Source organism: Bacillus sp. FSL M8-0077, assembly GCF_038050255.1.
Lineage (GTDB): Bacteria > Bacillota > Bacilli > Bacillales > Bacillaceae > Bacillus > Bacillus altitudinis.
Genome location: NZ_JBBPAF010000001.1, coordinates 2,821,774 through 2,844,707, shown reverse-complemented (window position 1 = coordinate 2,844,707; position 22,934 = coordinate 2,821,774). Strand labels below are relative to the sequence as shown.

General features: G+C 41.1%; 22 protein-coding genes. 13 read left to right on the top strand and 9 right to left on the bottom strand.

Annotated features, from left to right (window positions below; translation table 11 throughout):
• Nucleotides 1-11 precede the first annotated feature (11 nt).
• Nucleotides 12-1,511: an extracellular solute-binding protein gene (locus tag NST57_RS14700; protein ID WP_142155788.1), complete on the top strand. Its 1,500-nt coding sequence runs from the start codon at nucleotides 12-14 to the stop codon at nucleotides 1,509-1,511.
• A 44-nt stretch (nucleotides 1,512-1,555) separates the two neighbouring features.
• Here NST57_RS14700 and NST57_RS14695 read toward each other — a convergent pair whose 3' ends face one another.
• The gene (locus NST57_RS14695; protein WP_142155787.1) at nucleotides 1,556-2,395 is read right to left on the bottom strand and encodes an aldo/keto reductase; all 840 of its coding nucleotides are present in this window, start codon (nucleotides 2,393-2,395) and stop codon (nucleotides 1,556-1,558) included.
• Between the two features lie 13 nt (nucleotides 2,396-2,408).
• Nucleotides 2,409-3,596: an MFS transporter gene (locus tag NST57_RS14690; protein ID WP_341298774.1), complete on the bottom strand. Its 1,188-nt coding sequence runs from the start codon at nucleotides 3,594-3,596 to the stop codon at nucleotides 2,409-2,411.
• Nucleotides 3,597-3,750: 154 nt separating this feature from the next.
• Between NST57_RS14690 and NST57_RS14685 the strand changes: the two genes are divergently transcribed.
• On the top strand, nucleotides 3,751-4,122 hold the full coding sequence (locus tag NST57_RS14685; RefSeq protein WP_008343017.1) for a winged helix-turn-helix transcriptional regulator: 372 nt from the start codon (nucleotides 3,751-3,753) through the stop codon (nucleotides 4,120-4,122).
• A gap of 35 nt (nucleotides 4,123-4,157) precedes the next feature.
• Here the strand turns inward: NST57_RS14685 and NST57_RS14680 are convergent, their stop codons facing one another.
• Nucleotides 4,158-6,458: a helix-turn-helix domain-containing protein gene (locus NST57_RS14680; RefSeq protein WP_341298773.1), complete on the bottom strand. Its 2,301-nt coding sequence runs from the start codon at nucleotides 6,456-6,458 to the stop codon at nucleotides 4,158-4,160.
• A gap of 231 nt (nucleotides 6,459-6,689) precedes the next feature.
• Between NST57_RS14680 and NST57_RS14675 the strand changes: the two genes are divergently transcribed.
• From NST57_RS14675 to NST57_RS14645, 7 genes are all read left to right on the top strand, one after another.
• On the top strand, nucleotides 6,690-7,655 hold the full coding sequence (locus NST57_RS14675; protein WP_008343019.1) for an ABC transporter permease: 966 nt from the start codon (nucleotides 6,690-6,692) through the stop codon (nucleotides 7,653-7,655).
• Nucleotides 7,656-7,673: 18 nt separating this feature from the next.
• Nucleotides 7,674-8,786, top strand: coding sequence for a glycoside hydrolase family 88/105 protein (locus NST57_RS14670; RefSeq protein ID WP_341298772.1), 1,113 nt, complete (start codon nucleotides 7,674-7,676; stop codon nucleotides 8,784-8,786).
• Nucleotides 8,783-9,307, top strand: a complete 525-nt coding sequence (locus NST57_RS14665) for a lipoprotein YteS (protein WP_341298771.1) — start codon at nucleotides 8,783-8,785, stop codon at nucleotides 9,305-9,307. The genes NST57_RS14670 and NST57_RS14665 overlap by 4 nt, the downstream gene beginning before the upstream one ends.
• An 18-nt stretch (nucleotides 9,308-9,325) precedes the next feature.
• Nucleotides 9,326-10,615, top strand: a complete 1,290-nt coding sequence (locus tag NST57_RS14660) for a Gfo/Idh/MocA family protein (RefSeq protein WP_341298770.1) — start codon at nucleotides 9,326-9,328, stop codon at nucleotides 10,613-10,615.
• 24 nt (nucleotides 10,616-10,639) lie between these two features.
• Nucleotides 10,640-11,323, top strand: coding sequence for a YesL family protein (locus tag NST57_RS14655; protein WP_341298769.1), 684 nt, complete (start codon nucleotides 10,640-10,642; stop codon nucleotides 11,321-11,323).
• Between the two features lie 54 nt (nucleotides 11,324-11,377).
• Nucleotides 11,378-11,689 (top strand): rhodanese-like domain-containing protein, encoded by a 312-nt coding sequence (locus NST57_RS14650; RefSeq protein WP_341298768.1) that lies wholly within the window; start codon nucleotides 11,378-11,380, stop codon nucleotides 11,687-11,689.
• A gap of 101 nt (nucleotides 11,690-11,790) precedes the next feature.
• Nucleotides 11,791-11,973, top strand: coding sequence for a sporulation protein Cse60 (locus tag NST57_RS14645; RefSeq protein ID WP_003217582.1), 183 nt, complete (start codon nucleotides 11,791-11,793; stop codon nucleotides 11,971-11,973).
• Nucleotides 11,974-12,158: 185 nt separating this feature from the next.
• Here the strand turns inward: NST57_RS14645 and NST57_RS14640 are convergent, their stop codons facing one another.
• From NST57_RS14640 to NST57_RS14625, 4 genes are all read right to left on the bottom strand, one after another.
• Nucleotides 12,159-12,683: a CbrC family protein gene (locus tag NST57_RS14640; protein WP_341298767.1), complete on the bottom strand. Its 525-nt coding sequence runs from the start codon at nucleotides 12,681-12,683 to the stop codon at nucleotides 12,159-12,161.
• Nucleotides 12,684-12,813: 130 nt separating this feature from the next.
• Nucleotides 12,814-14,346: a glycine betaine transporter OpuD gene (gene opuD, locus NST57_RS14635; protein WP_341298766.1), complete on the bottom strand. Its 1,533-nt coding sequence runs from the start codon at nucleotides 14,344-14,346 to the stop codon at nucleotides 12,814-12,816.
• Nucleotides 14,347-14,486: 140 nt separating this feature from the next.
• Nucleotides 14,487-14,684, bottom strand: coding sequence for a hypothetical protein (locus NST57_RS14630; protein ID WP_073415768.1), 198 nt, complete (start codon nucleotides 14,682-14,684; stop codon nucleotides 14,487-14,489).
• Nucleotides 14,681-15,952, bottom strand: coding sequence for a BaiN/RdsA family NAD(P)/FAD-dependent oxidoreductase (locus NST57_RS14625; protein WP_341298765.1), 1,272 nt, complete (start codon nucleotides 15,950-15,952; stop codon nucleotides 14,681-14,683). The genes NST57_RS14630 and NST57_RS14625 overlap by 4 nt, the downstream gene beginning before the upstream one ends.
• Before the next feature lie 175 nt (nucleotides 15,953-16,127).
• Between NST57_RS14625 and NST57_RS14620 the strand changes: the two genes are divergently transcribed.
• Together NST57_RS14620 and NST57_RS14615 are read left to right on the top strand one after the other, a co-directional pair.
• Nucleotides 16,128-17,750 carry a putative polysaccharide biosynthesis protein gene (locus NST57_RS14620; RefSeq protein ID WP_341298764.1) on the top strand — a complete coding sequence of 541 codons (1,623 nt, stop codon included), beginning with the start codon at nucleotides 16,128-16,130 and terminating at the stop codon, nucleotides 17,748-17,750.
• 16 nt (nucleotides 17,751-17,766) lie between these two features.
• On the top strand, nucleotides 17,767-18,483 hold the full coding sequence (locus NST57_RS14615; RefSeq protein WP_341298763.1) for a pseudouridine synthase: 717 nt from the start codon (nucleotides 17,767-17,769) through the stop codon (nucleotides 18,481-18,483).
• Between the two features lie 247 nt (nucleotides 18,484-18,730).
• Here NST57_RS14615 and NST57_RS14610 read toward each other — a convergent pair whose 3' ends face one another.
• Together NST57_RS14610 and NST57_RS14605 are read right to left on the bottom strand one after the other, a co-directional pair.
• Nucleotides 18,731-18,952, bottom strand: coding sequence for a DeoR family transcriptional regulator (locus NST57_RS14610; RefSeq protein ID WP_008356419.1), 222 nt, complete (start codon nucleotides 18,950-18,952; stop codon nucleotides 18,731-18,733).
• 368 nt (nucleotides 18,953-19,320) lie between these two features.
• Nucleotides 19,321-20,619, bottom strand: coding sequence for a solute carrier family 23 protein (locus NST57_RS14605; RefSeq protein WP_142155776.1), 1,299 nt, complete (start codon nucleotides 20,617-20,619; stop codon nucleotides 19,321-19,323).
• Nucleotides 20,620-20,713: 94 nt separating this feature from the next.
• Here NST57_RS14605 and pepV point away from each other — a divergent pair, with 94 nt between their 5' ends.
• Nucleotides 20,714-22,114, top strand: coding sequence for a dipeptidase PepV (gene pepV, locus NST57_RS14600; protein WP_341298762.1), 1,401 nt, complete (start codon nucleotides 20,714-20,716; stop codon nucleotides 22,112-22,114).
• A 27-nt stretch (nucleotides 22,115-22,141) separates the two neighbouring features.
• Nucleotides 22,142-22,762: a Type 1 glutamine amidotransferase-like domain-containing protein gene (locus tag NST57_RS14595; protein WP_341298761.1), complete on the top strand. Its 621-nt coding sequence runs from the start codon at nucleotides 22,142-22,144 to the stop codon at nucleotides 22,760-22,762.
• The last annotated feature ends 172 nt before the right edge of the window (nucleotides 22,763-22,934 follow it).

The window sequence follows — 22,934 nt, the reverse complement described above, 5'->3', positions numbered from 1 at the left end:
GGAGGGATCTTATGGGGAGAAAGAAATTATGGCTGATTGCCTTTGTTTTGTTATTTGCCGCAAGCGGTATTCTGTCAGCTTGTTCAAGTAAAGGAGCAAGCTCATCAGATGAAAAGGTTGATTTAGACAAAAAGGTGAAACTGACATGGATGGCGATTTTGTATCATCAGCAGCCGCCAAAAGATTCAGTGTTAGAAGAGATTGAGAAGCTCACAAGTACAGAGCTTGATATTACGTGGGTGCCTGATGCGGTGAAAGAAGACCGTTTAAATTCAGCACTTGCCGCAGGGAACCTCCCGCAAATTGTGACGATTCAAGACATTAAGAATTCATCTGCTATCAATGCGTTTAGATCAGGCATGTTCTGGGAAATCGGTCCATACTTAAAGGATTATCCAAATTTAAGTAAGATGAACGAACTGATTAATAAAAATGCCTCTATCGATGGGAAGCTTTATGGCATTTATAGAGAGAGACCACTTTCAAGACAAGGGATTGTCATTCGAAAGGATTGGCTTGAAAATTTAAATTTGGATACACCAAAAACGCTGGATGACCTTTATGAAGTAGCCAAGGCATTTACTGAAAAAGATCCGAACAAAAATGGCAAGGACGATACAATTGGTTTTACAGACCGTAACGATTTGATTTACGGTGCATTTAAAACGCTTGGTTCTTATGAAGGAATGCCAACAGATTGGAAAGAAGAAAACGGCAAATTTACGCCAGACTTTATGACGGATGAGTATATGAATACAATGAAATATATGAAAAAGCTGCGTGACAACGGCTATATAAACAAAGACTTCCCAGTCACAAGCAAAACGCAACAGCAAGAATTGTTCTCACAAGGAAAAGCGGGTATCTATGTTGGAAATATGGTAGATGCAGTGAACTTAAGAGATGATGCAACAGATAAGAACATGGAAGTGGATATTATCAACCGAATCAAAGGCCCAGATGGCAAAGAACGTGTATGGGCATCAGGCGGCCATAATGGCATCTTCGCCTTCCCGAAAACAAGCGTCAAATCAGAAGCAGAGTTAAAGAGAATTTTGGCTTTCTTTGACCGAATTGCAGAAGAAGACGTGTATGGTCTCATGACATACGGGATTGATGGAAAGCATTATAACAAACAAGATGGAAATACATTTGTGAGGGAAGAAAGCCAAGTGAAAAGCTGGCAGACAGATGTACAGCCGCTTGTCAGCCTCGTAGGGATTGATAAACGTTACTTGAAAAATAAAGGCGATGCAGTTCGTACAAAATACGAAGAGCTAGAAGAAGACAATAAAAACATCATTGTCGCTAACCCTGCTGAAAGTCTGTATTCAGAAACAGCATCAGAGCGAGGAAATGAATTGAAGAAAATCATCGATGATGCGACCTATAAGTTCATTCTTGGTGATATCAACGAAGAACAATTTAAGAAAGATGTAGAGAAGTGGAAATCAAATGGTGGAAATAAAATCATAGAAGAATATGAAGCTTCCTTTAAAAAATCAAAATGATGAACATGAAGACCCCCGCTTAGTAAAAAGCGGGGGTGTTTTCATTAAAAATCGAAGTTGTCTGGATCAGGACCAATTCGTTTATTTTCATTTAAGTCAGACAGGCGCTTCATATCCTCATCAGATAGGACAAAATCAAAAATATCGGCATTTTCTTTTAAACGATGGGCTTTCGTTGATTTAGGAATCGTAATGACGCCTTTTTGCACATCCCAGCGCAAAATAATTTGAGCAGGTGTTTTGTTGTATGTGCCCGCAAGCTCCGTGATCAGCGGGTGGTGCAGCAGCTCTCCCTGCATAAGTGGTGACCAGGCTTCCATTTGGATGCCATGTGTTTTCAAATACGTAAACAGCGTTTCCTGCGTGAGTTTTGGATGAAACTCGACTTGATTAATTGCTGGAATGATGTCCGCATCTTTCAATAATTCATCAAGATGATGCGGCTGGAAGTTACTCACACCGATGGCTCTGGCTTTTCCTTCACGGTACAGCGTTTCAAGTGCGCGCCATGCTTCCTTGTATTTCCCTTCAACTGGCCAGTGAATTAAATACAGATCAAGGTAATCAAGCTGAAGTTTTTTCAGGCTGTCTTCGTATGCTTTTAGTGTCGCTTCATATCCTAAATCGGCATTCCACACTTTGGATGTCACAAAGATATCTTCGCGGCGAAGGCCTGTTTCTGCTAGACCAAGTTGTATGCCTCGTCCAACACCTTCTTCATTGCCGTAAATAGAAGCTGTATCAATACTGCGATATCCTAATTGAATGGCTGTTTTAACAGCTTCAATTAATTCCGTTCCCTCTTCAACCTGAAAGACCCCAAGACCAAATCCTGGCATGCGGACCCCGTTGTTTAATGTTTTTGTACTTTGTAAATTGTTCATATGAAAGACTCCTTTACATGGTTTGTTTGTATTCTTTTTGTTCGATTTGATGACTCACCATTGTGAGTAAGGCAGCCATGAGCACCATGATGCCGCCAACCCAGCCGGTATGCACAAGCCCAAGGGTATCTGTCACGATGCCGCCTAAAAATGAACCAATGGCGATACCTGCATTAAAGGCAGCGATATTCAGAGCGGAAGCAACATCGACAGCTCCGGGTGTATACCTTTCCGCAAAATCAACGACGGCAACTTGAAGGCCGGGTACATTCATGAAAGCAAACAGTCCCATCAGCATTACAGTTCCAATCCCGAGTGCCATAAATCCAGCAGTAAAGCTAAGGATAAACAAGATGAGACTTTGAATGATAAACATATAAATCAGTGCTTTCATTGGCTGTTTATTCGCTGCTTTTCCGCCAATGACATTCCCAGCGGCGATGGTCATCCCGTATAACAGCAGGATCAAGGCAACTGTTCCAGGCGCAAGACCTGTCACATGCTGTAAGAGAGGGGATAAATAGGTGAAGACGACAAAGGTTCCTCCATACCCTGTAGCAGTAATGACAAATAAAAGCAACATTCTTTTCGACTTTAATAAGGCTGCTTGATCCTTAAACGTTGTTTTCACGCCCTGTTTCAATTGAGACGGAACAAGGAAATAGTTAGAAATCAGTGCGATTAGGCCAATCATGACAATCACACCAAATGACGTCCGCCAGCCGAGCTCATGACCAAGAAACGTACCGAATGGCACACCGGTCACAGTAGCGACTGTTAAACCAGTGAACATAAAGGCAATAGCGCTTGCCCGCTTTTCTTTCACCACAAGGCTTGCGGCAATGGTCGAGCCAATCGACATAAATACGCCATGTGATAGGGCTGAAATCACTCGTCCGATTAAGAGCACAGAAAAAGTCGGGGCAATCGTGGCGAGTGTATTTCCGATCAAAAAGACGAGCATAATGAGCAAAAGCAATGTCTTTTTTTTCATCGTTGACGTAAGTGAGGTTAGAATTGGTGCGCCAAAGGTAACACCGAGCGCATATAAAGAAACGGTCCAGCCGGCCTGGCTGACACTCACGCCAAAGTCCTCTGAGATCATCGGCAGAAGACCTACAGAGATAAATTCAGTTGTACCTATAGCAAATGCACTAATCGCTAGTGCGAGAAGGGCAAAGTGATTTTGTTTGTTTTGCATCGTGATTCACATCCTTCTTTCATGACATTTTGATAGACGAAGCCGATCGGCAAGAGTTATTATCTAACATAGATGACAGAAAAAAAAGTACGTACTTTTTTGTAATATAGGTACTAAAAAGTGCCTGTTCAGTATCAAAAGGAGTGAAGCGACGTTGGAAAAGAAGAAATATAATATCTCTGTGGAGGCAACGCTTGAAGTGATCGGTGGGAAATGGAAGTGTGTCATTTTATGTCATTTAACACATGGGAAAAAGCGGACGAGTGAACTGAAGCGCCTCATGCCAAATATCACGCAAAAAATGCTCACACAGCAGCTGAGAGAGCTTGAAAATGACGGTGTGATTAACCGCATTGTATATGAACAAGTGCCGCCTAAAGTGGAGTATGAATTAAGTGAATACGGACAGTCACTTGAGCGAATTTTGAATGCGTTATGTGATTGGGGGGCAGCCCATATTGAACGAGTGTATGGCGAGCCGCTTTCAGTGCTGGAAGACAGTATTCTAAATGAACAGTTTAAATAAAAAAGTCCCGCTTCTTGTGAGAGCGGGACTTTGCTTTATATGCCTTTTTTCTGATCACGGTATTTTCCAGGTGTCGTGCCTTCCAGCTTTTTGAAGGAGCGGATGAAATTTTGCGGATTTTTGTATTTTAGCTTTTCCGAAATTTCTTTCACCGACATATCCGTCTCCACCAACCAGTTTTTGGCGACATGATGTCTGTAAGACGAGAGATATTCACTAAAGGAGATATCCATTTCTTTTCTAAAAATACTACTTAAATAATTTGGATTGTAGTGCAGGCGTGTAGCGATTTCGTCCAATGTCAGATCTGAGTCAAATTCTTGATGAATGATATGAATGATTTTCTCTGAGATATTTTTATATTGAGAGTCTTCACGTGCGCCGAGCTGATCAATGATGGGGCGAATGATCTCATGTTTCAGCCACGCTTCTGTATCTTCAAACGTTTTAAACTCAAAGATCGTATCATAGAGCATTTTGTTATCTTCGACTTCAAACAATTCAATGCCTAGCAAATGCATCAGCTCGATGAGATTGTTTAAAAAACGAGCGAGGGCGATCTGGTACTCATGTGGTCCAGCATTTTTAGAGAAAATGGATTGCAGGAGTACATGTAAATAGTGATCTGCCTTGCCTTGATCGCCTGCTTTAATGGCATCAAATAAATCTTGCTGCAGCTGTTTTGGGAAGTGAGTCTTAAACGTCTTTCCTTGCTGAATATGCTCGTATAAAAGAATGGATTTTTTCTCTGCTTTGAGCCTGTATTTTAAGGCTTCTTTTCCCTCAATATAAGCATGTTTGGCCATAGAGAGCTCTTTAAATGAGCGACTGATTCCAATGCTGATCGACAAGCCCAGCTCTTCCTCAATTCGCTGCTGAATTGTTTCGGCTAATTGATTTAAATATTCAGTAAATTCCTCTTCTGACTTCGATTGATTGAGGACAATCGTCGTTTGATGCTGATTGACAACGGTTGGCTGAAGATGCTCCTCTAGCGGAATAATCTGCTCAATCAGTCCATTTATCGCAAATAAAAGCAAGTCTGCATCCTTTTTTTCATACGGCGTTCCTTTTAGTGTATCGATTTGGGTCACAAGCATGGACAAATGGGACCAGTCACGAGGAAAGCCTAGACTTTGAAATCGGTTGTGAATCTCTTCTTCCGTCAGCTTGCCAAGCAGCAGCCGCACCATAAAGTATTGCTGTAAGTGTGTCACTTGCTGTTCAATTCGTTCCTCTAGATCATTGTTTTGATCTTTCATTTGTTTAATGCTCGATTCGATGAGCTCAAATTCATTTTGGAAAGGCTGTTTATGCAAAAACGACTCATTACGTGCAAAGGATTCGTATAATAAGCGAATCGGTTTATAAAAGTGTCTAGAGCCAAACCATGAAAATAACAATGAAAGCGCTAACAAAATAAAGCAAATAATAAAGGTGATCCACCCGATTGATTTCGTTTGTTGCTTTAGTTCGGGAATGGAGACAAAGGATAAGTATGTCCATTCGTTATAATCTGATTTTTGAAACGTAACTTGATAGTTTAGTTCATCGATTTTCATATCAAATTGTCCGGATCGTTCTTCAAGTGACAGGACATGTTTGACGAAATCTTGATTTTTTAACGAGTCACCAATTTGTTCTTTTCGATTATGTAGCAGCACTTTTCCGTTTGTATCAATGACAAACATACTATCAGATTGAGAGAAGTCAGGCATGTTGTCAGCAATCACGCAGCTTGGAATGCTGGCGACGGCGATCCCCTTCTTTTGGACACTATTCATCGGAAGCTGCTTGATTAAATTCACATTGTATTTGCAAAAGGATGTCTTTCCTTCTTTTGTTGAGACAAGTGGATTATTTTCTTCAAGTGCCCAGCTGGAATGACTCGGAATATTGAGGTAAGAGGTTAACGCTTTCTCTTGATCCCCGTTCGAGACATGATAAAGACCAGAATTGTTCATATACCAATCTTCCATTTTACTAACAAGTGTAATATTGGAGAGATCGGTGTCGAAGGTTTGCAGGTAATTCAGTTCTTGTTGGACTTGATTATAAAGTTGGAATTGGTCTGGATTTAAAGGTTCTGCCAGTGTTTGAAGGAGAGGCGGCGAACTGACATAGTGAGTGAGAGAATGATCTACTGTCTTTAGAATATGCTCAATATTGGATTGCGTTTGTTTGACGCTGTCCAGCTTTTCATTTGAAATATTTTCGAGTGCAGTTTTTTGCGAATGCTGATAAGAAAAAATACCGACAATAATAACAGGAATCGTACTAAGCACGAAAAAAAACGTCACCAGCTTGTAATAAAATTTATACTGCTTTCTTTTCATAAAACCCCCCATTTCAAACGAAACAATCTTTTCCCCTTAGTTTATTAATCCAAAAATCTGGTAGGTTTGTCAATAATCATTTTCTGAGATTAGGATCATTTTCTTATGTTTTATGTAACGTTTTGAGTAGCTTCCCCTGAGTAAATATGATCTGATGATATGATTGTAGACGGATTTTTCATCCTTAAGATACAGTTAACACATGCATCAGCATGAGGGGAGGCTTTATCTGTGAAAACACAGGATGTCACTGCCAAGGGTGTGCCTGCGGCAGCTTTGAAAAAAGAAAAGAGAAAGCGCTTACTTAATCAATTGCTTAGTCAAAAATTTCTGTATTTAATGATTTTGCCAGGGCTCCTTTATTTTCTTGTCTTTAAATATGTCCCTATGTGGGGGCTGATCATTGCCTTTCAAGATTACCAGCCGTTTCTCGGAATTCTTGGCAGTGAGTGGGTTGGCTTCAAACACTTTATTCGCTTATTTACAGAACCAACATTTTTCATCTTATTAAAAAATACGCTCATTTTATTTGCTATGAATGTTGTGATTTTCTTTCCGATTCCGATCTTATTAGCTCTTCTTTTAAACGAGGTCAGATTGGCATTGTTTAAGAAATTTGTTCAGACAATGATTTATATTCCTCACTTCATGTCATGGGTGATTGTCGTGTCCTTATCTTTTGTTTTGTTAACGGTAGATGGCGGGTTAATCAATGAATTGATTGCTTTCTTTGGAGGAGAAAAGATTAACTTCCTTCTTAGTCAAGAATGGTTTAGACCCATGTACATTTTGCAGGTAATCTGGAGAGAAGCGGGTTGGTCAACCATTATTTATCTTGCGGCGATTACAGCAGTAGATCCGCAGCTATACGAAGCAGCGAAAATGGATGGAGCCGGCAGACTCAGACAAATGTGGCACATCACCCTTCCTGCGATTAAAAGTGTCATTGTTGTTCTGCTCATTTTAAAAATCGGCGATACGTTAGAGCTTGGATTTGAACATGTCTATTTATTACTCAATGCAACCAACAGGGAAGTCGCAGAGATTTTTGATACGTATGTGTATACAGCTGGTCTGAAGCAAGGACAATTCAGCTATAGTACCGCTGTTGGTTTATTTAAAGCAGCCGTTGGACTTATTTTGGTCATGATGGCAAACCGTTTAGCGAAGAAGTTTGGAGAAGAAGGGATTTATTAAAAGGGGAGATGAAGACCAATGACATTATCGATTGAAAAGGGATCACCGCTTGAGCATGCAGAGAAATTAGCACAAACAATAATGAAAGCGCATACACCGATTGAACTTCCGCCAGCTGGAAGGTGGCACTATCATCAAGGGGTTTTCCTTTGCGGAGTGATGAAGCTTTACGAAGCAACAGAAAACGAGGCGTACTTTGATTATGTGAAAAATTATGCAGACTCACTCATTGATGACCATGGGAATCTGTTATTCCGCAGAGATGAGCTTGATGCGATTCAAGCAGGGCTCATTTTATTCCCGCTGATTGAAAGAACGGGAGAGAAGCGGTATGTGAAGGCAGCAGAAAAGCTGCGGGGGCTTTACCTGACGCTGAATCGCACGTCTGAGGGCGGATTTTGGCATAAAGACAATTATGCCTATCAAATGTGGCTAGATGGTCTTTATATGGGTGGACCTTTTGCTTTAAAGTATGCCCAGTTGACAGGAGAATCGGAGCTGGTGGACATGGTCATCCATCAAGAGCATCTCATGAGAAAGCATACAAAAGATGAAAAAACGGGCCTTTACTATCACGCATGGGATGAACGGAAAGTGATGCCATGGGCTGATCAACAGACGGGCTGTTCCCCAGAATTTTGGGCAAGATCCTTTGGCTGGTATGTCCTTGCGTTAGCCGATATGATCGAAGATTTACCAGAAGGACATGAAGGACGAAAAGTGTGGAAGGACACACTGACAAATATGCTGGAAAGTGTAGCAAAGTACCAGGACGACGAAACAGGTCTATGGCATCAAATCATTGATAAAGGAAGTCATAGCGACAATTGGCTTGAAAGCTCAGGGTCATGTCTATTCATATATGCGATGGCAAAAGCCATGAATGAAGGATATGTCAGTCTTCGATATGTTGATCACGTGGTCAAAGCGTATCAAGGGTTGATTCAGTATAAAACGGAGGAAAAAGACAACGGCGATTTTACGGTGAACGATATTTGTATTGGAACATCTGCGGGATTTTATGATTATTACGTTGGCAGAGAGCGGAGCACGAATGATTTGCATGGAGCAGGCGCTTTTATTATGGCGTTAACTGAACTAGAAAAGCTATCTGTGTTTCAAAAGGCATGAGGCGGCATCAAAGGGCTGCGGCATGGCTCTTAAGCTTCATCGCTGCCTTTTATTTGTCCGCCTGCCAGGGGAAAACAGAGGGGATTGATGTCCTTATTTTTTCTGACATGACAAAAGCAATGAAAGACCAATTAGTGGAGAAAGCATTTCAACCAAATCAAGAGACATACGACGTTCACATCTTCCCTGCAATTCCTGAAAAACTTCTTGTTGAAATAACTGCAAAAGAGGGGGACGTGATGTTTGTCCCAGAAGAAATGTTTAGAACATATGATGATCCTGAAAGCTTTCAGCTGCTTGAAGAGATGGGGATAGATGGCCAAGGGGCAGGACCATATACGGTGGAAGATGCAAAGACGGGAAATACAATTGATTATGCGGTCCAAATCAAGAAAGGAACGAAGCAGCTAAATGGCTATACCTTTCGATTACACCGAGATATGGTCGCCTTTATTCCTGTGTATGCGGAGAAATCTAAAGAGGCATTATCTCTCATGAAACAGCTTCGTGAAAACCAATAGAAAAAGGGGTGGGGGAATATGAAAAGGGTCGCTGTTTGCGGGCTCAGTCACCGCGCTTTCAATATGTTTATCAAACCGCTCACCGAGGATTTCAACGAGCATTACAGGATTACAGGGCTCTTAGATGTAGATGAGAAGCGGTATACACTGTGTCAGGAGCGTTTTCCATCACTAAGGGGCGTCTCATTTTTTCATGAGGATGCATTTGATCAGATGGTGAAGGAAGCAAGACCAGATATCGTCATTGTGGCGGGGCGAGATGATACACATGTCACATATATCCTGCAGGCACTGGATCATGATCTGGATGTCATAACGGAAAAGCCGATGGTCACAACAGCAAAAGACGCCAAACAGGTGATGGAAAAAGAGGCAGAAAGCAAAGGGAAGGTCACCGTCACCTTTAATTATCGCTACAATCCATTCCACAGAAAGATAAAAGAGCTCATTTTAGATGGAAAGATTGGAAGGGTCACGTCTGTTGAGTTAAGCTGGCTCATTGATACGTATCATGGAGCGAGTTATTTCAAAAGGTGGAACCGCTCCCGTCAATATTCAGGCGGACTATCTATTCATAAATCGACCCATCATTTTGACTTGGTCAACTGGTGGATTAATCAAAAGCCGAAGCAAGTATTTGCCTATGGCGCACTGAATTATTATGGGAATGAAAGTCCTTGGAATCCTTTGCAGGGTGAAGGGAATCGATATTGCGGAACCTGTCATGTAAGAGATATCTGTCATTATGAAGCAAGGTGGAATCCGCGGGTAGAGCGCTCAAAGGTGGAGGATGACCATATAGAATCAGGTGAGCAGCAGTCAAAGCAATACTCGAATTATCGCCCGGATGCCTGTATTTTTGATCAAGAAATTGATATTGAGGATACGTATGTGGCGTCAGTGGCTTATGATCAGGGGGCTTTGTTAAGTTACTCGATTCAATTTTCAGCGCCATATGAAGGCTACCGGCTTGCGATTAACGGGACGAAGGGACGGATTGAAACAAATGAGTTTCATGTGCCATCGAGAATCCCTTTTCAATTCCCTGAACAGACAATTGCATACTACCCGATGTTTGGGGGAAAAGAAACGATTGAAGTTGTGAAGCAATTAGGCGGTCATGGAGGCGGAGATCCGCTATTATTAGCAGATTTATTTTTAGGAAAAGATCCGCTCATACCTTATGACATTTCGGCAGGAGCAGAGGCGGGTGCTTATTCCATTGCACTTGGTGAAGGCATGTGGCGATCAGTTACAGAAAAACGCCCGATTGAAATAGAAGAATTGTTTCAAAAAGAGATGGTGTAACGAGAAAGAGAGGAGGGAAGAGAGATGGATCATGATGGATCAATGAGCAGAATGCTGCGCATGTGTGAGTGGGTGATGAGACTTGCGTATACGAATTTGTTATGGCTTTTGTTCACATTACTTGGGCTTGGCATTTTTGGCTTCATGCCTGCTACAACAGCGTTATTTTCTGTGATGAGAAAGTGGATACAAGGGCATGAGCAAATGAGCGTCTTTCAAATCTTTTGGAAAGTATACCGCGAAGAATTTGTACGCTCTAATATTATTGGAGCAGTGCTCGTCATCATCGGGACAATTATTTATGTAGACCTTGCTTATATTTATCCAACAAGCTGGTTTTTACACGTGCTTCGCTTTGCGATCTATATCTTTGGTTTTCTGTTTATTGTCAGCTTGTTTTATATCTTTCCGCTGCTGGCTCATTATGATTGGAAAAAACGTCTTTATTTGAAATTTTCCCTTCTGCTTGGCATCTCGTATTTGCAATATACGCTCTCTATGCTCGTTTTCTCGGCTATTCTCTTTATCCTATTTGCTTATTTGCCAGGGATCGTGCCGTTTTTTAGTATCAGCATTCTCGCATATGGCCACATGTGGCTAGCCTATCAAGTGTTTAAAAAGATAGAGTTTGAAAGCGAGCAGCTGGCAGTTGATGTGAAGAAACGATTCCCGTCTTTCCTTCAATCCAAGCGGGTGAATACGCAGTGATGTGTATGATTTGCTATAATGGTGTCACCGTGATTAAAAGGAGAGATGAGAGTCGTGTCAGTAAAAGAAATTTCAATAGAAGAATTAAAGCAAAAACTAGAGCAAGAAGAAGCCATTCAGCTCGTCGATGTGCGTGAGGATGAAGAGGTAGCAGAAGGCATGATTCCAGAGGCAGTCCATATTCGAATGGGTGATATTCCTGAGAAGCTAGATGCGTTTGATAAGACGCAAGAGTATTATATTATTTGCCGTTCTGGTAAACGCAGTGAGAATGTCTGCTATTTCTTAGAAGACCAAGGCTATCAAGCAACCAATGTCGTTGGCGGCATGCTTGCATGGACAGGAGAAACAAAATCGAAGTTGTAAAAAGAAGTCCTTTCATCGACAAGATGGAAGGCTTTTTTTGTTCATATGTCCGTCTCTATTTGCATAAAAATAGAGTAGCAAGAGAAGGGAGAGTGGCATATGTGCTGAAGGTAGCTGTATTTGATGAAGAACACGAGAAAGATTTGCAAAGCGAAATCAATCTTTTTTTAAAAGGAATGGACGACGACCAAATTATTGACATCAAATACAATGTGGCGGTGATCTGTGAGCAAGGAGGAGAGCAGCTCTACTGTTTTTCAGCGCTCATTTTATATAAAAAATAAAAGGACCTGCTGACAGGTCCTTTCAGCGTGTAGACAAACCCTCGCATTCGTTGTCAGTCCTGCGTGCTGGTGCTCACGAATGTGAAATTCGCTCCGCGCCAGTACTCGTCCTTCCTAGTCTGCAAAGGTTTTCTATCACGCTGAAAAGAAGAAAAAGGGCTAAAATAAAGGTCCTTTTGCCATGATCAACTAGCGTCAATATGTAAACGATGCTTTTTGCAGTGAACGCATTGAAAGAGATAGCCTTGCAAGTCTCCTCCGTTCACGAGCCATTGTTTCAAGTTCTCTTTTGTGAAATGTCCACCACTGCAAATCTCTTCAATATCCTCTGAGAGTTCTTCCTCTAAATGCTCAATTTCTTTCCAACCAACATACTGCACAATCGCGCAAAAATCCCCGCAATGGCTTAACCAATATTCCTGCTGCCATCCGCGGTAACCCGGCGTTCTGAAGATCAGTTCATCTATATATTCTTCATGATCGACGTCATCACAACTCACATCGTCTTGAAACATTCCATTATATGTTTGAGCAGCTGATCCATCTTTAATGCACCAAGGACAAATGCCAGAAACGTCTTCAACAGAATAAAAAGGGCCATAATATACATAATCTCGTTCTTTCTCACAAACGGGGCATATCGTCTGCTCTTTTTTAATCACATTTAATGAAACTGGGTCTGGGTTGTACTTGAACGTAGGTAACGTCATATAAACCTCCATTATGTAGAAAAGTGATGATTCAACACTATTTTATCGGAATACACGATGTCATGACAATCTTCAATTATTTCAACGAGAAAAAAAGCCGTTCGGATGAACGACTTTTCTTTTGTGATGATTATGCTTTTTTTACTCTTGGACTTCTTGGTTTATTGTACTTATTTGCTTGTTTAATCGCTCTTCGTTCTTCATTTAGTGACTTGTACAGGGATACAATCATCAAAATGATGACAACCGAGAACGGTAAAGCAGCAAGTTTGGCTGTGTTTTGCAAGGCCCCAAGACCGCCTGAAAATAAGAGCACTGCTGCTACTGCTGACTGGATAATACCCCAGCTAATCTTTACACTATTCGCTGGATTTAATGATCCATAGGTTGTCTGCATTCCGAGAACGAATGTAGCTGAGTCTGCTGATGTGATAAAGAATACCGCAATTAAAATCAGTGCCAGAATGGATGTAATCATGGCGAGTGGGTATTCATTTAAAACACCAAACAGCATCGTTTCAGTAGACATGTTTGCAACATCGACGATATTGTTCTGTTGTAAGTCCATCGCAGATACACCAAAGATTGAGAACCAAAGGAACACGAGGATGGAAGGAGCCACTAAGACACCAATTAAAAATTCTCGAATGGTTCTTCCACGTGAAACCCTTGCAATAAAAATACCGACAAATGGTGACCAAGAGATCCACCATGCCCAATAGAAGATGGTCCATCCATTAATCCATTCTCTCTTTTCAGGATCATTTGGTGATAATCTAAAGCTCATTTGTACAATATTTGATAAGTATTGTCCGATTGAATCAGTAAATGAATTTAAAATATACACAGTTGGTCCAACAATGAGTAAAAAGATCATAAGCAAAGCAGCAAAGATCATATTTGAATTACTTAAATATTTAATCCCTTTACCAATACCGCTCCAAGCAGAGAGAAGGAACAGGACCGTGACGATTGCAATAATGATGAGCTGAGTTAGGAAGTTATTTGGAATACCAAATAAATAGTTTAATCCGCCATTAATTTGTGCGGCACCTAGTCCTAAACTAGTAGCTACACCGACCACCGTTGCAAATACTGCGATGCAATCAATGGTTTTTCCAATCCATCCATGAATTCTGTTTCCGAATACTGGGTATAAGGTGGAACTGATTAATCCAGGTGCATCTTTTCTAAATTTAAAGTATGCAATGCAAAGGGCGACAATTGCATAAATGGCCCATGCATGAAGTCCCCAGTGGAAAAAGGTATAACGAAGGGAATCACGGAAGGCTTGTGCATTTTCCGTCTCGCCTGTTGGGGATTGAATGGCAAAGTGGCTGATCGGTTCAGCGGCTCCGTAAAAAACAAGCCCAATGCCCATTCCAGCACTAAATAGCATCGCAAACCAAGAAAATAGACCAAATTCAGGCTCTTCACCTGGCTTACCTAACGTAATTTTTCCAATAGGGCTAAAGATAAAGAATAGACAAAAGCCGACTAGCAGCGATACGACTAATAAATAATACCAGCCAAAGTCATTTGTAATGTATGTTTGAATTTGATCTGTCACATTTTGTAGCGTATCTGGAGAAAGGGCTCCCCATAGAACGGCAATAAATGTGATTGCAATCACAATCCAAAATACACTTGATACGTTTTTCACACCATCTCACTCTCCTGTTGTTCTACACGTTTAAGCAGAGGATTTAATTTAATATCCCCTGTCTCAACTATTTTCAAACAAAAAGAGGCGAGTTTCTCACTCGACCTCTATTTTACCGTAACATGTTTTGCTTCCATTTATCAACCATCGATATGTGAAGATGACTTTTCTTCAATTCGTTTGCGCAGACGGTAGACATATTCTTTTAAACAAACAGCGAAAATCGTAAACGCTAAAACAATGGCGATTTTTAACGGGGTAATGGACAGCTTCATAAAGAAAGCGGCTGTCAAACTAATGACAACTGCAAGGACAATCGGAAGTGCGCGTCTAATCATTGAAATCTCTCCTTTAGTTCTAGTGCGGCATTCATGCCAGCTAACCTGCCTGTCACAAGTGCTGACGTAATATTGTAACCGCCTGTGTACCCGTGAATATCTAAAATTTCTCCGCAGAAATAAAGACCGTTCATTTTTTTCGATGCCATTTTCTTCGGTTCAATTTCTTTGACAGAAACGCCGCCTCCTGTAACAAAGGCTTTATCTAAAGAAAGCGTCCCATTTGCATGAACGATGAAATGTTTACAATCATGCGCAAAAGCGCGCAGTTTATCTTTAGCGAGACCAGAAAATGTCTCCTGCGAATCAATGCCATTTCGTTCTAAAAGGAACAATAAATAGCGCTCTTGCATCCAAGATTTCAGGACATTTTTAATGGCTTTTTTGGGTTCATCTTTTAGATCGCGATGAAGCTTTTGGAAAAGCTCCTCATCATTGAGCTTTGGGTATAAGTCAATTTGAAGACGGACGGCCTGTTGCTTTTTCAGTTCTTTCACAACAAATCCGCTGCATCTCAGAACGGCAGGACCTGATAAGCCAAAGTGTGTAAAGATCATATCCATGACATGAGTGACGACGGGTTTTCCTTTTTTATTTAAAACACTCACAGCCACACTTCTTAATGAAAGACCTTGTAGCACTTTGTCCTTAATAAAACGCTCGTCTGACGTGACGGGTACTTCTGTTGGGAAGAGCTCTGTAATGGTATGACCAGCGGCTTCTGCCCATGCATAGCCATCGCCAGTAGAGCCTGTATGCGGCACACTTTTCCCGCCAACAGCAATGACAACGGCATGGCTTGAAATTTTTTCATCATTATTTGTAACAATTCCAGCTGCTTGTCCGTCTTGATACAGAACGGTTTTAATCTTTTCATTCGTTCGAATGGTCACATTGAGCGCGCGGAGCCTATCCAATAGGGCATCCACAACAGATTGTGCTTTGTTTGAGACAGGGAACATACGTCCATGGTCTTCTTCTTTTAGTTCAATACCTAGATTTTCAAAGAACGAAATAATATCCTCGTTATTGAACTCAGAAAATGCACTATATAGAAAACGGCCGTTTCCGGGAATATGCTTGATGATTTCTTCTACTGGAAGGCGATTGGTCACATTGCAGCGTCCACCGCCAGAAATGGCGAGCTTTCTGCCAAGTTTGTTTCCTTTGTCTATTAACAGAACCGATGCACCGTGTTCTGCCGATGCAATCGCGGCCATCAGTCCAGAAGGTCCACCGCCAATGACAATGACATCATAATGTTTCATGTTACATTCCTCTTTCTACTTTCAGTCATTTCTCTATTATAACGAAGATTGGGGAAGGCTGAAATATGAATTGATTGGTTTTGTGACTTCTGTATTGGATTTGTTACCTGTGCGATGAAATGATGTGTTAAAATAGTTAAGTTGAATATTCATTAGAAAAATGGTGGTTAAGCGCATGTCTAATAAACTGCTTCGTGGTACGTTGGTTTTAACGATAGGGACTTATCTCTCTCGTATTCTTGGTATGATTTACTTAATTCCATTTAGCGCAATGGTCGGAGCGACTGGTGGTGCGCTATTCCAATATGGATACAATCAGTTTACAATTTTCATTAGCATTGCTACTCTGGGTTTTCCAGCAGCGGTGTCTAAATTTGTTTCAAAATATAACGCGATTGGTGACTTTGAGACAACACGAAAAATGTTTAGAGCCGGCATGTCTGTCATGCTTGTTTCAGGTATCATTGCTTTTAGTATTTTATATTTATCAGCCCCAATTTTTGCTGAGATACAGCTTGGCGGATCAACCGAAACTGGTGGACTAACGGTTGACCAGGTGACATATGTAATTAGAATGGTGAGTTTGGCTCTCTTAGTTGTCCCGATTATGGGTCTTATACGTGGTTTTTTTCAAGGGCATCAAATGATGGGACCAACAGCAGTTTCACAAGTTGTTGAACAGATAGTCCGAATTATCTTCTTGTTGACGGCAACTTATGTCATTTTAAAGGTGCTTAACGGGGGTCTTGTCATCGCAGTAGGATATGCTACTTTTGCTGCTCTTATTGGTTCTTTTGGAGGTTTATTCACGTTATATGTATATTGGATCAAGCGGAAAGATAAATTACTTGCGATGCAGCCTAATTCTGGACCAAATCTAGGTCTTGGATATAAAAAAATATTTATTGAGTTATTTAGTTATGCTGCTCCTTATGTTTTTGTTGGATTAGCTATTCCTCTATACTCTTACATTGATACTAATACTATTAATAAAGCAATGATTAATGCTGGTTTTAAAGATATAAGTACTGCAGTACTTTCTATAGTTACTTTATATTTACCTAAGCTTGTAATGATTCCAGTATCATTAGCGACGGCATTTGGTTTAACATTAATTCCAACTATCACAGAATCTTTTACATCACGAAATTATAAATTATTAAACAGACAAATTGACCAGACGATGCAAGGTGTTCTATTCTTCGTTCTGCCTGCTTCATTTGGTATTTCGGCATTGGCTGGACCAGTTTATTGGTTTTTCTATCCGTCTGTGCATCCTGAGATTGGGACTTCTATTTTGTTTTGGTATGCACCTGTTGCGTTACTGTTTTCTTTATTCACCATTAACGCAGCGATTTTACAAGGGATTAACAAACAAAAATTTGCGATCGTCAGTCTTTTGTTAGGGATCATCATTAAAACGGTTCTCAATATCCCGCTGATTAGCTGGCTGCAAGGAAACGGTTCTGTGCTTGCAACGGCATTAGGCTACAGTGCCTCGATTTTGTATATGTTCATCATGATCAAGCGCCATGCAGGCTATTCGTTCCGCAGGATTTTCAAACGGTTTATTTTAATTGGTATTTTAACGGCAATCATGGCTGTAGTGGCTTATGTGACATGTCAGCTTGTGAGTCAAGTCATTTCATATGAAGGTGGAATCGTACAAGCTGGTATTGTTATTTTGATTTCAATGATTACTGGCGGCGGTGTGTATATGTTCTTATCTTATAAAGTTGGATTGTTAGAGCGTGTACTTGGCAGCCGGATGCCATCATTTTTAAGAAAAAAGAGTTAAGAAGAGGTGGAGAAGCATGAGGCTTGATAAATTGCTGGCCAATACCGGCTTTGGTTCAAGGAAAGATGTAAAGAAGCTGGTCAAGGCCCGGGCTGTCACGGTGAATGGAGAAGTGGCGAAGCAGGTGAAAGATCATGTCGATCCAGCAAATGATGAAGTGCTCGTGCATGGAGAGCGTGTAGAGTATAAAGAATTCATTTATCTCATGATGAACAAGCCAGATGGTGTCATTTCAGCAACAGAGGATCTGCGAGATGAGACAGTTGTTGATCTACTGGAGCCAGAGGATATCGCAAGGGAGCCATTCCCTGTGGGGAGACTGGATAAAGATACAGTCGGTCTCCTCCTCCTTACAAATGACGGCCAGCTTGCTCATCAATTGTTATCTCCGAAAAAGCATGTCCCGAAAACGTATGAAGTTCATCTAAAATACCCGCTTGGAGATCAAGACATCACTCGTCTTGAAGAGGGAGTTGTGATTTTAGACGACTACCGAACGAAGCCGGCGAAGGTTGAAGTAGATGCCAACCAAGAGGCAGATACACGGATCCGTTTAACAATTACTGAAGGGAAATACCATCAAGTGAAGCTGATGGCACAAGCAGTGGGCAATGAAGTGATCTTTTTAAAACGCCTCTCGATGGGAGCTGTTTCATTAGACGAAGATTTGGCGCCCGGAGAATACCGTGAATTGACGGAGGAAGAGTTAGACAGCTTAATCAATCGTGATTAATATAAAGAAATTGAAAAGCACCGGCATATTGCCGGTGCTTTCAGCGTGTAGACAAACCCTCGCATTCTTTGTCAGTCATTCGCTCCGCGCCAGTACTCGTCCTTCCTAGGGCTGCAAAGGTTTTCTATCACGCTGATAAAAAGAAGACAAAGGGCTAAAATCAAGTTCATTTTAGCCCTTTGTCAACAAAATGAAAAGAACTGGCATATCGCCGGTTCTTTTTGTTATATGGAAGTTCATTATTCGCTTATGATGATATTTTTACTTTTTTTCTTGTTGTTTCCCATTTGCCTCTGCTTGGACTATGAACAAGATCGTTATAGGCAAGCACGTTTAAGTCTCTTTGGATGGTTCTAGGTGTGATCCCGAATTCATCAACCAGCTCTTGTGTCGTCACAAGACCTTTCTCTTGAATGAACATATAAACTGATTTTATTCGAGTCATCATACGGTTTGTTGAAGGTTTCAAAAAACCACTCCCTATCAATAAGATCGGATGGACTTGACTAACCACAACTTACTACACTAAAACTGCGACATAAGGACATGCAACAATGGTAAATGTTCGTGTTTCTTAATGTTTTATTCTATTATACACGTTATTATGCATCTAGTTCCACCAAAAAGTCAACTTTACGTGTTATTAAACTTGTCTTCATGAATGAAATTATGGTATATATCATGATTTGAATCCGGTTACAACCCAATAAACACAAGGCGTATAAGAAAATTGCCACTTAAGAAAGATCAAAAAATAAACACAGAAAATTTACAAAATAAAAAATCATTCATACAAAAAAGACACATTCAAATGAGAAATGTGTCTTTTTATTTTGGCTATCCTTCTAAGAAAAAGAGCTGCACGAAAAATAAGACGGCAAAAATGAGCACAAGAATATGCACTTCTTTCCATTTTCCTTTTGCCAGCTTCACAAGTGGATATGAAATAAATCCTAGTGAAATTCCTGTAGAGATGCTAGATGTCAGCGGCATGGAAAGAATCACAAGAAAAGCAGGAAATGCTTCGTCAAGCTCATTCCAGCGAATACGTGACACTGAATTCATCATCAAACAGCCGACAATGATTAAGACAGGTGAAGTGATGGACGGCAAAGACGAAATGGCTTGAACGAGCGGACCAAAAAACAAAGCCACAATAAACAATGCAGCAACGGTTAAAGAGGTCAGTCCAGTTCTTCCGCCAGCAGCAACTCCTGATGAGGATTCAATGTAAGCTGTGGTTGGGCTTGTTCCAAACATTGAGCCAATTGTCGTCGCAGCAGAGTCAGCAAGTAAGGCTCTGCGTACTTTTGGGAGCTGCCCATTTTTCATTAAACCTGCTTGTTCCGCAACCCCGATCATTGTTCCTGTTGTATCAAAAATCGTCACAAGTAAAAAGGAGAAGACAACAGCATACAAGTGATGGGAAAATACATCGCCAAACGCAGCGAATGGATTTGTAATCAGCATTCCTTCAGGCAGTGCTGGGGTATCCACTAGCACTTTAGGAAAATGAAGCTGACCTGTTGCAAGTGCAATTAATGTGGTTGCTAACATGCCGATAAACAGCGCTCCATTCACCTGAAGAACCATTAATATGACAGAAATCATTAAACCAACGAGTGTCAAAATGACAACAGGTGAGCTTAAATTGCCAAGCTTCACAAGATTTTGTGGATCAGCAGTGATGATCCCAGACTGTCTTAGCCCAATGAAAGCAATAAATAGTCCGATACCTGCTGTAATCCCGTACTTTAAATTATCTGGAATCGCCTCAATGAGTTGTTTTCTAAGGGATGTTAACGATAAAATGATAAAGAGTATTCCAGCAACAAATACCGCACTAAATGCTGTTTGATAGCTGAGACCCCCGCCACCGACAACAGTGACGGTGAAATAGACATTCAGCCCCATACCTGGTGCAATGGCAATCGGATAGTTTGCAAAGAGTGCCATCCAGAGGGTACCGACAACAGCAGCGATAATGGTTGCAGTAAAGACTTGGTCAAAAGGAATGCCTGCATCTGAAAGGATTCCTGGATTGACGGCCACAATATATACCATCGTAAAGAATGTCGTCATACCAGCGAGTATTTCTTTCTTTATGTTGGTTTGGTTCTCTTTTAACTGAAACATAAAATCCTCCATTTACGAACATTATTACAAAACACTTAATATAATATTCGTTTTAAGGGTGGATTGCAACCTTTTTTCAAGGAGGAATGGAAAAATGAATTGGGAAGCAGAAGTCATACGAAAAAAAGACGATTTGATTCAGGATACACAATCTTTTTTACAAATTGAAAGTGTCTTGGATGAAGAAGGCGGCACAGAAGGAAAACCGTTCGGTGAAAAAGTGGATGAGGCTCTTCAGTATATGCTCAAAAAAGGGCAGGACGAGGGCTTCACAGTGAAAAATGTTGATGGCTATGCTGGTCATATTGAATATGGAGAAGGCGACGACATCGTCGGTGTGCTGTGCCATGTGGATGTTGTGCCTGCGGGTGACGACTGGACAACCCCGCCATTTTCAGCGGACATAAGAGAAAATAAAATCTTTGCAAGAGGAGCCATTGATGATAAAGGGCCGACCATGGCGGCTTTTTATGCATTGAAAATGTTAAAAGATACCGGTCTACCGCTGTCGAAAAAGATTCGAATCATCATTGGCACAGATGAAGAAAGCGATTGGCGCTGCGTCGATCACTATTTCAAGCATGAGGCGATGCCGCAAATTGGCTTTGCGCCAGACGCTGATTTTCCAATTATTCATGCTGAAAAAGGAATCATTGATGCCATCGTATCCCTTACATACGAACAATCGGAAGAAAACAAGCGTTACATCCTCAAGCAATTCACATCAGGCATGAGGCTCAATATGGTTCCAGATGAGGCTCGCGCAATTGTGGCAGCAGCAAACAATCACGATGCTGAAGCATTAAAAACGGCTTTTGCAGCCTATCTTGCGGAAAATCAGTTAACCGGTGAGACAAATCATACAGCAGATGGACTGACATTCACATTAAAAGGTGTATCAGTTCATGCAATGGAGCCGGCGAATGGCACAAATGCGGGCATTCATATGGCGAATTTCTTATGTGCGCATGAATTAGATGAAAGAGGGCTCGCTTTTACATCACAAATAAATGCTTTATTTGATCAAGACACAAGAGGACAAAAACTCGGCATCGCTTGTAAAGATGATATTAGTGGTGACTTGACCTTGAATGTTGGTACAATCCGCTATTCGCAAAACGAAGAAGCGAAGCTTGGGCTGAATGTCCGCTATCCCGTGACAGCGGACGGTGAGGAAGTCAAAAAAGGGATTGAACGAATAAAAGGGGCAGCTATTGAGAAATTTGATGACAGTCCTCCTCATCACGTCTCAAAAGACCATCCACTTGTGAAAACATTACAGCGTGTCTACGAAGAACAAACAGGAGATCCTGCCCATCTTATTGCGATTGGGGGAGGAACGTATGCAAGGTCATTAGAAGCAGGCGTTGCCTTTGGCCCTCTATTCCCAGGAAGACCTGATTGTGCACATCAAAAGGATGAATATATCGAAATCGATGATTTACTAAGAGCAACTGCACTATATGCACAAGCCATGTATGAATTGGCGAAATAAGAAAGAAAAGAGAAGAGGGGATTCACCGTGAAAAAAATGTTCTTATGCTCTTCATTCAAAGACAGCTATTCTCTCTTGTCTGACTTTGCAGATGACACCTTAAAAGGAAAAAGTGTGACATTCATTCCGGCAGCGAGTGAAGTGGAAGAAGTCACGCACTATGTCGATGCAGCAAAAGAAGCCTTTCACCGATTAGAAATGCGTGTAGAGGCTGTTCAGATGTCCGAGCAAACGGTTCAGGAGATCACACAGATCATTGGAAAGAATGATGTTATTTATGTATCTGGCGGCAATACCTTTTATTTGCTGCAAGAATTAAGAAAGCACGGACTCGATCGTGTATTGAAAGAAGAGATCGGCAAAGGCAAGCTGTATATCGGAGAATCCGCGGGGAGTATTATCATGGCGCCAAGCATTGAATACATCTCACTGATGGATGATCAGGAGAAAGCACTAGAGTTATCCTCCTTTGAAGGATTCGATGAGATCAACAGCTATCCGGTACCGCATATAAACAATCCTTATTTAGGTGAAGCCGCGCAGCATATCATAGAGAAAGATCAAAATACGCTCTCTTTATGCCCGCTCACTGATGAACAAGTTTTGCTTGTGACAGGCGAACAGACTGAGGTCAAGACGGTCTTGTAGGAGTTGTTCATATGAAACGAAGAAAAAGGAACAGGAGCATATGCCCTGTTCCTCAGCGTGAAGAGAAAGTGAGGGTTTTTAAGACAAGATGTCCACAAAATCCTCATTTTTGTCTTTTGAACTGTCCGAGAAACGATATATGGTGTTTTTCATTTAGGATTTATTCAATATA